Origin of the sequence: Chitinophaga sp., assembly GCF_039596455.1 — a bacterium.
Lineage (GTDB): Bacteria > Bacteroidota > Bacteroidia > Chitinophagales > Chitinophagaceae > Chitinophaga.
Genome location: NZ_JBCNJR010000012.1, coordinates 17,667 through 29,558, shown reverse-complemented (window position 1 = coordinate 29,558; position 11,892 = coordinate 17,667). Strand labels below are relative to the sequence as shown.

Genomic DNA, 11,892 nt, shown 5'->3' with positions numbered 1-11,892 from the left:
GTGTCCGTTTATTCCGTTTTGTTGCCCAGCAGGTACTGAAGCTGTAAAACGCTCTGATTGTAATTATTAAGTGTTTGCAGATGGGTATTTTGTACGTCCATGGCGGTGCGCAGGCTTTGCAGGTATTCCACGTACCCTATTTCACCGCTGCGGTAGGCCTTGCCGGCATGTTCCGTCATGAGGGCGGTTTGCGGCAGCAGGGAGTTTTCATAATACTGGAGGGATTCCCTGTATTTGCGCACTTCTTCCATCTGCTCGTTAAACAGGCCTTTAAAGCGGTGTTGCTGTTGCTGGTACCGGAAGCCGGCCGCCTCCCTGTGCAAGGCCGCCGCCTTTATGCGCGAGGCTTGCGGCTTGAACCACAATGGCAACGCCAGCCCGGCCTGGAAGCCGTTAAAGCGGTCTCCGGATGTGGCCAGCGGCGTACCGGACGCGGTCTTCGGCGTGGCAATCAGCGTTTGCGTAAAAAAGCCCAGGGTAATGTCCGGCAGCATTTTCTGTTTTTCTACCTGCTGTTGCTGCCCGGCTACTACTGTTTGTTGCCGGAACCATTCCAGGCCGGGGTTGGCGGCAAGGGCCGCACTGTCTGCCGGAGGAAGGGCGAGCGGCTCCAGCGGCCCTGCGGCAATGCGTACCGGCTGGTCTGCATGCAGTAAGGTTTGCAGGCGCGCACTGTAAAAACGCATGTCTGCCTTTACCTGCTGCTGCTGTGTTTTGAGCTGCTGCAGCTGGTTTTCCGCGGCGGTTTTTTCCAGCAGGGTGCTTTCGCCGGTGCGCAGCTTCACGCCGGCGGCGCGGGCAAACTCCGTGTAAATGGAATCCTGTTCCTGCAGGCGCTGATCCCAGGTTTGCAGGTATTGCAGCTGGTACCAGGCGGCCTGTACCTGGTATACCAGGTCATTTTTGTCTGCGGCCAGCTTCAGTTCGTTGCTGCGGATGTTGGCGTCCGCCAGCCGGGTTTGTGCGCCAAACAGGGTGGGGAAGGGTATGTTCTGCGTGATGGAGATATTGTTATCGTTCTTCACGTAACTGTTATATTGGCCGTATTGCAGCATCACTTCCGTTTTGCCGATGTCTGCAGCGGCCCCGCGCAGTTGCCGGCTGCCTTTGAGATCTGCCTCTGCGGCGGCAATGGCGCCGTTTTGCCGCAGGGCGGTTTGCACGCATTCCTGCAGGGTGTACGTTTTTTCCTGCGCCCCCGCGGAAAGCCCTGCCAGCAGCAGCGGTAAAAGAAGCAGCTTGTTCATATGTTTGGGTTTTGTGCTGATCTTTTCAAAGTAGATGTAGAGAATGGGCAGTACAATGAGCGTGAGCAAGGTGGAGGTAACGAGCCCGCCTATCACCACCGTGGCCAGCGGCCTTTGCACTTCCGCGCCGGCGGAGCCGGAGAGCGCCATGGGCAGAAAACCCAGGGAGGCTACGGAAGCCGTCATCAGCACCGGCCGCAGGCGCAGGCGGGTACCTTCCAGCACAATCTCCTGCAGATCGGTGAGCCCGCTTTTTTTCAGCCGGTTAAACTCTGCTATCAATACAATACCGTTGAGCACCGCCACGCCAAAAAGGGCAATGAAACCCACACCGGCTGAAATGCTGAACGGCATGCCGCGCAGCACCAGGGCAAACACGCCGCCAATGGCCGCCATGGGAATAGCGGTGAATATCAGCAGGGATTGTCTGGCGGAGTGGAAGGTGAAGAACAGGAGCAGGAAGATGAGGCCCAGCGCAACGGGCACGGCTACGGATAAACGTTGCTGCGCTTCCTGCAGGTTTTCAAACTGCCCGCCGTAGGTAATGAAGTAGCCGGGCGGCAGTTTTACGCTGCTGTTTATTTTGCCGGATACTTCTTCCACAACGGAAGCAATGTCTCTCCCGCGCACGTTAAAGCCTACAATAATGCGCCGCTTGGCGGCTTCCCGCTGGATCTGGTTGGGCCCCAGCTTATAGGATATGTCTGCCAGCTGGTCCAGCGGCACCTGGTTGCCGTTGGGCGTGGTAATGAAAATGTTCTTCACATCTTCTATACTTTCCCGGTTTACCTGCTGGAAACGCACAACCAGGTCATACCGTCTTTCGCCCTCGTACACCAGCCCCGCGCTCTGGCCGGCAAAGGCAGTGTTCACGGCCTGGTTCACCGTGGCCACGTCAAGCCCGTAGCGTGCCAGCAGGTCGCGGTTGATGCTTACCATGATCTGCGGAAGGCCGGTGATCTTTTCTTCATACAGGTCTTTGGCCCCGTCTGTAGCGGCTACTATCTTTCCTACTTCCTTGCTCAGCCGCGTGAGGGTTTCCAGGTTTTCCCCGAATATTTTGATGCCCACATCCTGCCGTACGCCGGAGATCAGTTCATTAAAACGCAGCTGGATGGGCTGGGAGAAGCCGAACTGTACGCCGGGAATAGCGTCGAGCGTGGCCTGCATCTTGTTCACCAGCTCTTCCTGCGTTTCCGCGGATGTCCATTCAGACTTGTCCTTCAGCAGTATCATCACGTCTACAGCCTCCATGGGCATGGGGTCTGTAGGTATTTCGGCGGAACCTATCTTGCCCACTACTTCTTTTACTTCCGGGTATTCCTTCAGCAGCAGCTGTGAGGCCAGGTTGATCTTGTCTATAGATTCGGAGAGGGATTTGCCGGTGGCCAGCCGCATCTCGATGGCCAGGTCTCCTTCTTCCAGGGTGGGAATAAATTCGCCGCCCAGTTGCAGGAAGGTGATGAGGCTGATGATGAACAGCACCACAGCGGTAACGGTGACCATCAGCTTGTGCCGCAGGGCGCCGTTGATCACAGGCTGGTAGCAGCGCTGGAAGAAATCCATCATCCGGTCTGAAAAATTCCTTTTATGCACTACGTTCTTGCTGAGAAAGAGCGCGCTCATCATGGGCACGTACGTCAATGAAAGCAGGAAGGCGCCCAGTATGGCAAAGCTTACGGTTTGAGCCATGGGCTTGAACATACGGCCTTCGATGCCGGTGAGGGCAAGAATGGGAAGGTATACGATCAGGATGATGATTTCTCCGAAAGCCGCCGCGCTGCGTATTTTGCTGGCGGAGGTATACACTTCTTCGTCCATTTGCCGCTGGTTCAGCCGCGTGAGTTTGCTGAGGCCCAGGTGGTGCATGGTTGCTTCCACGATGATCACCGCGCCGTCTACTATCAGCCCGAAGTCAATGGCGCCCAGGCTCATGAGGTTGCCTGATACGTCAAATACCCGCATGAGGATGATGGCAAACAGCATGGCCAGCGGTATCACGGAGGCCACAATGAGCCCGGCGCGCAGGTTGCCGAGGAATATGACCAGCACAAAGATCACAATGAGCGCGCCTTCAATGAGGTTTTTGCTCACCGTGCCAATGGCGCGGTCTACCAGGTGGCTGCGGTTGAGGTATACTTCCAGCTCCACGCCTTCGGGCAGTGTTTGCCTGATCTGTGCAATGCGGTCTTCTACTGTTTTCACCACCTTGCTGGCATTCTCGCCTTTGAGCATCATCACAATTCCGCCCACGGCCTCACCGCTCTTTTTACCGTCTGCGTGGGTGAGCGCGCCGTACCGCACGGCAGCGCCGAAACGTACGACGGCCAGGTCCCGCACCAGCACGGGCAGGCCCTGCGTGGTGTGAGACACCACGATCCTCTCAATGTCTTCCAGGGAAGTTACCAGCCCTTCCGTGCGGATGAAGTAGGCATTGGGCTTTTTGTCTATGTACGCGCCGCCGGTGTTCTGGTTGTTCTTTTCAAGGGCGGTAAATACATCGTTGATGCCCAGGTTGAAGCTGCGGAGCTTGTCCGGGTCAAGGGCTATTTCATATTGTTTGAGAAACCCGCCGAAGCTGTTCACCTCCGCCACGCCGGGCGTGCCCAGCAGCTGCTGGCGGATGATCCAGTCTTGTATAGAGCGCAGCTCCGAAGGCGGGAATTTTTCTTCATAGCCGGCTTTGGGATGGATGACATATTGGTAAATTTCTCCAAGCCCGGTAGAGATGGGCGTCATTTCGGGCGTGCCGATGCCTTCGGGAATGCGGCTTTGCGCTTCTCCCAGTTTTTCGTTCACCTGCTGCCGCGCCCAGTAAATGTCTACATCGTCATCAAACACAATAGTCACCACGGAAAGGCCGAACCTTGATGCGGAGCGGATCTCCGACAGTTGCGGAATGGTGGCCATGGTCTGTTCCACGGGGAAGGTAATGAGCCGCTCCACCTCCTGCGGCGCCAGTGACGGGCTTTGTGTGATCACCTGCACCTGGTTATTGGTGATGTCCGGCACGGCATCTACCGGCAGGCGCGTAAGTGAATATACGCCCGCGGCGGCCAGTGCCAGGGTGAGCAGCCCGATGATCAATTTATTTTGAATCGAGAACCTGATTATCCTGTCTAGCATTATAAAAGCCTGTTTGTGCACGTGCGCGCGCCATGGATGGCATGCACCTGTTGGCCGTGCGCACGGCATGATAAAATGTTGTCAATAAAAACGGGAAGATCAGGCGGAGCGGGGCGGTTGCCAGAAGGGGTCGGGCACTTCCTGCACCGGTGGACAAATGTACCGGCTTACAGGGGCATTAAGCACAACCGGTTTGGTGAGGAAGGCCGCGTTTTTAGGCAGCACGGAAATAACCGCGCAGCAGGAACAGATGCAGAACGGGGAACAAAGGTCCCCGCTGTCACGCGTTTCCTTGAGGGGCACGTGCACTTCCTCCTGCGCCTCGCCGTGGCCGGCGTCCGTACACCGGTCCGCACAGGGCACGCCCGCGCAAACAAGTATCCAGATGCTGAGAAGGAAGCTCCATGCTTTCATGCCGTAAAATTATTAAAATAAGGGCATGATGCATAAAGAATTTTTACAAGATGGTTGCAAAAAGAAGGGTTCCATCCTCAAAAGCCGGATAGCAGCAACTTCCGTTTTTTCAGGATAAAACTTTCTTCCTGCGGCGTCAGCTTGCAGCGCAGGGCTTTTTCATAGTATTCCGCAGCACGGGAGGGTTGCTGCAGATCGGTGAGGATGCGGGCCATGCTGCAGTGGAAGAGGTGGTGCCGCTGCATGAAATCATGTTCTTCCAGCGGCGCCAGCAGGGCCAGCGCGCTGGCAGACCGGCCGGCAAAATGCAGGGCTATGCCGTGGTTCAGCTGTACAAACGGGGAGGGGCTGATGTGCTGCAACTGGCGGTAGAGTGCGGCTATCTGCTCCCAAGGCGTAGCGTCAAAAGATGGCGCGCCGGCGTGCAGCCAGGCAATGGTGGCTTCCAGCAGAAAAGGTTTGTGGCGGGCCTCGCGGCCTTCATGCAGGTAGCGGGCAGCAATGCGTATCATGTCTTTGTTCCAGCGGCTGCGGTCCTGGTGCTCCAGCTCCAGCAGCTCGCCGCTTTCACTGGTACGTGTATCCAGCCTTGACAGTTGAAAGAGCATCAGGGCAAAAAGGGCTTTGGCGTCAGGCACGCCCACCCGCGCTTCCTTGATCACGGTTTTGGTAAGGCTGAGCGCGTCTTCGCACAGCTGTTCGTCTGCATATTTCCACCCTTCGGTAAATACGAGGTACAGCACTTTGAGGGCCATCAGCACTTTCTGTTCGCTCCACCATACAAAGCCGCTGCTGAAGGCAATATCTCTTTCCTTGGGCAGTTGTTTCTGGCGGTAAAGCATTTTGGACACGGTGTCTGGAGAGGAGCCCAGCAAGGTGGCTATCTGCTGCACCTGCAGGCCGTGTACATAGCGCAGCGCCATTACCAGCTGCAGCCTGGGAGAAAACTCAGGCCGCATGCAGGCAAAAAGGAGGCGCAGCAATTGCTGGTCTCCGTCTTCCTGCAGCGCAGCCGGCGCCGGCAGGCCGCCTGCATTGTCTAGTGACAGCAGGGCTTGCTGCCGGCTGAGCTGTTTGTTGGCAATGTTGCGGATGGTGGCATACAGCCAGGCCTCCGGTTTCTCAGGCATTTGCTGCGGCCAGCTGGCGGCTGCTGCCGCAAACGCTTCCTGTACAATGTCTTCCGCATCGGCCATACGGCTAATGCCGCTGTAGTACAGCAGTGCGCTCACCATTTTACCGAACTGCGCACGGTAGATGTCTTGCAGCAGGTGCTCCATATCAATGCGCCATCAATGGTCTTACTTCCACGGCACCGTTGTAAACGGATACATGCGGGCATCCGGCGGCAATGGCGGTGGCATGGTCAAGGTCACGCGCGTTCACCAGTATGTAACCGCTGATGCTCTCACGCGCTTCTGCAAACGGGCCGTCTGTTCCAATATGGCCCGGTTTTACATAACGGGTGTCTACGTCCAGCGGCTCACCGGCAACAAATATGCCTTCAGCGGCCAGGTCTTCGCACCATTTCGTCATCACCGCGGTGCATTGCTGTATTTCTTCTTCAGACAGCTGTTGCATCTTTTCCAGGTCTTCCCGGAGCAGTAAAAGATACTTCTTCATGGTCATGTGTTTTTAGTATAGTACCCGGCCGGGCAGAAATCCGGACATGCGCACGCATAAATTTATAACTATATTCTATGGCTGCGTTAGTAACGTTTTTGTTTCATATGATTGTATTTGATAATAGCTGAGTGAAAATTGAGCTATAAAAACAACTTTGCTAAACGATTAGCAATGGTACTGAATCAGCTTCAAACTGGCCATGGTACAGCATTTAAGAAAGGTATTTTTTACGCCTGAAGGCTATGTGTTAACAAAAACTTAATTGTGAAAACATTAGGACTTGTAATCTTTTTAAATAATTTTAAACAATCAATAGGGTTGGTTTTGGTGTTTTATTAACGGTGGATTGTGATATTTTGCCCGTGGCTGGTATAATTTATACGAAATGCATACAGGCCTATTGACACAAAAGAATATGGTATGTATCTTTCACGCAAATATACCTCATCATCCAGGAGGGTATGTGAGCATTGGAAGAACATTTAAAGAGCCTAACTAGATACTTTTGTTCACCACGTTAAACATTGCACGTAGAAAACGATATGATCAAAATCAAAATTTGCAGAGCGTCATTTTGAATTAGTACCCCGCACAATTCATGCTGTCGGTACCCACAAAAGCGAAATTAACTTCCAGGTAAGATCCCTGTGCAGGTGAAAAGTTAACTTCTCAGTATCAGTTTTTTTTCCTGACGGCAACGCAGTATTGCGTGCTGCGGCTATCTGTGTCTCTTATAGCCCGCAACGCGGCCCTGTCATGCATTTCGCATGGCGGGCAGGGGAATCTTTTGTTTTTTAAAATGGCCCGGCTACGCCTTGCGTAGCACGGGAAGGGCGCCTCTTGTTTTTTAATCAACCGGCTATGCTTTGTTATAGCGCGGGCAGGAGATGCCATGTCTGGATGGAGCCCGGCTATGCCTTTACCATAGCGGCGGGTAGGGGAGTTCTTTGTTTTTAAATAAATCCGTCTTATGACATATTTCTACCCAAATTCAGGGAAGCGCACCACGCTATTGCTGGGGCTCTTCATGCTGGGAGCGGGCGCCATGGCGCAACAAAAGCTGTACAAAAAATCAGACTCTACCGGAACGGCGGGCAGCGCAGAAGCTGCAGAGCGCCTGAAGAACGTGGCTGTTCAGGCCAGGGACACGGTAGGGTATATTCCCAACAGCGAGCTCCTTTTACGTTCAGGCGGCGCCGTTAGCAGGCTGCCGCTTGATGAAGTAAGGAAACTTCCTTACACCAGTGTAAACCAGATGCTGCTGGGAAGGGTCAACGGCGTAGATGTACGCATCCCCTCCGCCGAACCGGGTAAACGCAGCAGCGCCTTTGTGCGCGGCGCTTCGGGCCTGTTGCTCAAAAACGGCGATCTCTTCGGCGCACAGCCCGTATACATTGTAGACGGCATGCCCCTCATCACCGAACATGCTTTTGCCTTTGACGTGCAGCGCTTCGATTTTAACCGCATGGGCACAGAAATCGATCCGCTGGCCTTTCTCAATGTTAACGACATTCAAAGCATCGAAGTGCTGAAAGATGCCGGCGCCGCTGCAAAATTCGGCCCCCTCGCGGCTAACGGCGTTATCAACATCACCACCTGGGGCCCGCGCAGCGGTGAGCTGAAAGTGGAAGTGAACGGTTTTGCGGGCATGTCTCTCAAACCTTCGGTAGACGTGATCAATGGCCGCTGGGAACGTGACTTCAGGCTGCAGTTCTATGACCGCTACGCCAGCAAGGAACAGTTCAGAAGTTTTCCCGCATACCTGGCAGATTCCACCAACTCCACCTACTACGGCAATGCAAACTGGGATGATGCCTACTACCGCAACGGATGGGTAACCGGCCTCCAGGCTGCTGTTAGCGGCGGCAACCGGCTGGCTAACTTCCGTTTCAGCGTGGGGCAGGCCTCCGAGCAGGGCGTGGCGGAAAAAACGGCCATGCGCCGCTATAACGTTAACTTCGGCATCAACGTGATGCCGGTGAAAAACCTGCTGTGGAGCACCTTCATCAGCGCAGCCGTGATCAACCGTGACAGGCCGCAGCTGCTGCGTGACAGGATGGGGGATGAAGACTACATCCTCAGCCTGGACAAACCACCGTCTTCCAGTAAAGAGCAGGTAGAGCAATATTTCGGCTACCTCGAAAAAGGCGTTGACAAAAACAGGAACGCCAATGTGCGTGTACTGAACACCTTGCAATACACTTTTGGCAGGTACGTAAAACTGAACTCGCGCTTCGGCATAGATCACGGCCAAAACTACCGGGACCTCTTCATCCCTTCCACCGTGAATGACGGCAACAACTTTGTGTCTAACTATGACGGCCTGCACCGCCGCCTTGTGTTCGACAACTCGCTGGAAATAACACCGCTGCAGAAAAAAGGCCAGCGGCTTTCCGTTACCCTCGGCCAGTACAACCAGTGGGACATGTGGAAGTACATACACGGCCGCGCGTTTAAAGGCAAGAGCGATTACATACAGATCTACCAGCCGGGCAATGACGATAACAAGACCGGGGCCTCCCATAACCTGCGCCTCACCGCCAATTACAAAGACAGGGTGAAGGCCAACCTCGCATCTTTCTACGCAGACATTGACTATGCCCTGCATGACAAATATTTCTTCAATCTCTACCTCCGGCAAGACGGCTCTTCCAATGTCAGCGAAGCAGAACGCTGGCAGCTGTTCCCCACCGCATCAGCCTCCTGGAAAATATCCGGTGAAAACTTCATGAAAGACAGCCGCCTGTTCAGCAACCTCCGCCTGAGAGCCAGCGCGGGCCGCATAGGCAAGTTGTTTCATGACGACTATTACAAAGGCGGCCCCGTGTACAACGTGGAAGCGGGCTGGGAAGGAACGCCCAACATGGCCACTTACAATGCCTTCCCGGTGTTGAACGCGGCCTACCAGCTGGGTTATATTTCTCCCGGCATTGCCTGGGCCTATACAGACCAGTTCAACGGCGGGCTTGATGTAGGCGTATTGAACGGCCGCCTGAACTTCTCCGTAGACGTATACACGCGGCAAGATAAAAACCTGCTGATCAAAGTACCGGCCATGACGGAAAGCGGTTATACCGGCGTATTGATGAACGGGATGGACATTGCCAACTACGGCGGGGAGCTGGGAATTGACGCCGTGGTGGTGAATGGCAAAACTTTTGGCTGGTCTACCGCGCTGAACGGTTCTGCCAACAAAACTAAGCTGCTGAAGCTGCCGGGCGGCAGAACGGACGTGCGGATGGGCAACCGGCGTTTCCTGGTGGGCAAGCCGGTAGACAAGTACTGGCTGCTTATCAATGACGGCATTTATGCCACCGATGCCGATGTGCCGCAAGGCATGGCTTACCAGGGCCTGCCCATGAAAGGCGGAGACCCCAAATGGCGTGATGTGAACGGAGACAACAACATCAATGATGATGACCGCGTGATCAGCGGCACTCATAACCCCGCGGTGCAAGGCGGCTGGGCCAACAACCTGCGCTACCGCAACTTTGAGCTGAACATGCTCTTCAGTTACGCCTTTGGCGGAAAGCTGCTGAACAAGGCGCTGGCAGACCGTTTTGACTTTGTGAACCACGAAGGGGTAGACGCTATTGAAGGCGTAAAGGAATTTGCGTACTGGACCAAACCTGAAGGAGATATAGACGGCATGTACCGTTATAACCCCTGGAGCCCGGTAAGGGCCTACCAGCCGGAGCAAACCCTTTTCCTCGAAAAAGCCTCCTATGTGAAACTGCGCTCCCTTTCCCTTACCTACAACTTTGCCGGTGCCTGGATGGCCAAGAAGGGTGTGCGGCAACTGCGTGTATTCGTAACCGGAAATAACCTTTTCACCATCACCAACTATTCCGGTGGAGACCCCGAGGCCTTTGACTACTTCGGGTACGACCAGGGCGTATACAACTGGCCCGCGCCCAAGAGCTATACCCTCGGTTTCAACTTACAGTTCAAATAATTAAAACGGACTTTATGCGATATATATGGATGGGCAGCCTGATGTGCCTGCTGGCAACCGGATGGCTTTCCTGTAAAAAGATGCTGGACGTGGAATCTACCCGCGCCGTTACGGAAGAGAACATGTGGAGGACCAAGAATGACGCCTGGGCCGGCAGCTTTGCAGCCTACGGCCTGTTGCGCGCCGCCCTGGCCAACGAGAACGCGCATTGGGCCTATGGCGAAATGCGCGGCGGGGATTTTACCGTTAGCAAGCGCGGAGACCTGCAGGCGCTCCGCTCCAGCCAGCTTACCTCCAACTACCCCGCTATGGATACCTGGCGTGACTGGCGCAGGTTCTATGCTGTAATTGCGCAATGCAACCTGGCCCTGGCCAAGCTGCCCGGCATTCCTGATCTGGACAACCGCTACGCCCGCTCCGAAATGAAGCTGGACGCAGCCCAGGTACGTTTTGTACGCGCCTTTACCTATTTCTACATCGTGCGTATCTGGGGAGATGTGCCCCTGATCACAGAGCCGTTTAAAGGAGACTTTGCGGCCAGCACGAGGGAGGACTGGAAAAAGGTGCTTGATTTTGCGCAGGAGGAAGCCATAGCCGCCGCCAAAGACCTGCCCTGGCAGTTTGACGGCACCAATCCCGAGCAGCAGGGCAACTACCGCGGGCAGGGCGTTTCCCACTGGCGCAGCATTCTGGCTACCCGCGGCGCCTGCTATAACCTCATAGCCCACATTGCCGCCTGGAAGAAAGACTATGCCACCGCGCTGGAATACATCAATGCCATTACAGACAACAAGGCCCGCACGGCTTACGAGTATGTTACCAACAACGACATGATAGTGGCGCCCAGCGGCACCTCCGGCTCTACTTTCCGCGGGCGTACCAACTGGAACATTTTCCAGTTGGACTTCAACATAGACCACGCGGAAATATCCACCACCGGCCAGCTGGAATACTGGACGCTCCGCTATCCGGACGTGCCCAAGGCAGAAGCGGAGATCTACGTCACTAAAGATAGTATTCTCAACATCTACAGCAACTCCTCAGACGTGCGCGCCTCCATCTTCTTTACAGACATGACCAGCGTGCAGCCCATGTTCTACAAGCTGCGCATGCTGGACGGCGCGGTGAAGAACCCCACGTTGCGCCTCTTCAACGCCGCCATTGTCATTTTCCGGTATGAAGAAATGACGCTGCTGCGCGCAGAATGCAATGCCCGTCTTAAAAACTACGAGGCCGCCCGCGCGGAGCTGAATACGCTGCGCAACAGGCGGTATATAGAGAGCGTTCCCGAAGATGCAACCGAAGAAGAGCTGCTTGACCTCATACTTGAAGAGCGCCGGCGCGAGCTGATCGGTGAAGGATGGCGCTGGTACGATCTGATCAGTTTCGGCAAGGTGCCGGCATACAGCCGCCTCACGGAAGCAGATGTGCAGAATGGCGCCGCGTACTGGCCGTTATCCAAGAACACGCTCAGCCTCAACCCCCAGCTCACACAATATTCATACTGGAAATAATCTGTATAAC

6 protein-coding genes are annotated in these 11,892 nt (G+C 54.9%); 2 read left to right on the top strand and 4 right to left on the bottom strand.

The annotated features are described in order from the left end of the window. Nucleotides 1-8: 8 nt before the first annotated feature. The 4 genes from ABDW36_RS24675 to ABDW36_RS24660 form a co-directional block, all read right to left on the bottom strand. Entirely contained in the window at nt 9-4,373 is a 4,365-nt protein-coding gene (locus tag ABDW36_RS24675; RefSeq protein ID WP_343704614.1) for a CusA/CzcA family heavy metal efflux RND transporter, read from the bottom strand. Between the two features lie 99 nt (nt 4,374-4,472). Continuing rightward, entirely contained in the window at nt 4,473-4,787 is a 315-nt protein-coding gene (locus ABDW36_RS24670; RefSeq protein ID WP_343704613.1) for a DUF6660 family protein, read from the bottom strand. 77 nt (nt 4,788-4,864) lie between these two features. Further along, complete coding sequence (locus ABDW36_RS24665) at nt 4,865-6,067, bottom strand: sigma-70 family RNA polymerase sigma factor (protein WP_343704612.1); 1,203 nt, start codon at nt 6,065-6,067, stop codon at nt 4,865-4,867. 1 nt (nt 6,068) lies between these two features. After that, complete coding sequence (locus ABDW36_RS24660) at nt 6,069-6,410, bottom strand: YciI family protein (RefSeq protein ID WP_343704611.1); 342 nt, start codon at nt 6,408-6,410, stop codon at nt 6,069-6,071. A 973-nt stretch (nt 6,411-7,383) separates the two neighbouring features. Between ABDW36_RS24660 and ABDW36_RS24655 the strand changes: the two genes are divergently transcribed. Then, a complete protein-coding gene (locus ABDW36_RS24655) occupies nt 7,384-10,368 on the top strand; it encodes a SusC/RagA family TonB-linked outer membrane protein (RefSeq protein WP_343704610.1) in 2,985 nt (994 codons plus the stop codon). A 14-nt stretch (nt 10,369-10,382) separates the two neighbouring features. Next, complete coding sequence (locus ABDW36_RS24650; protein WP_343704609.1) at nt 10,383-11,882, top strand: RagB/SusD family nutrient uptake outer membrane protein; 1,500 nt, start codon at nt 10,383-10,385, stop codon at nt 11,880-11,882. Nucleotides 11,883-11,892 lie beyond the last annotated feature (10 nt).

Coding starts and splice junctions, on each gene's coding strand:
- ABDW36_RS24665 (WP_343704612.1), bottom strand. CDS start 6,067: ATGGAGCACCTGCTGCAAGACATCTACCGTGCGCAGTTCGGTAAAATG.
- ABDW36_RS24660 (WP_343704611.1), bottom strand. CDS start 6,410: ATGAAGAAGTATCTTTTACTGCTCCGGGAAGACCTGGAAAAGATGCAA.
- ABDW36_RS24650 (WP_343704609.1), top strand. CDS start 10,383: ATGCGATATATATGGATGGGCAGCCTGATGTGCCTGCTGGCAACCGGA.
- ABDW36_RS24675 (WP_343704614.1), bottom strand. CDS start 4,373: ATGCTAGACAGGATAATCAGGTTCTCGATTCAAAATAAATTGATCATC.
- ABDW36_RS24670 (WP_343704613.1), bottom strand. CDS start 4,787: ATGAAAGCATGGAGCTTCCTTCTCAGCATCTGGATACTTGTTTGCGCG.
- ABDW36_RS24655 (WP_343704610.1), top strand. CDS start 7,384: ATGACATATTTCTACCCAAATTCAGGGAAGCGCACCACGCTATTGCTG.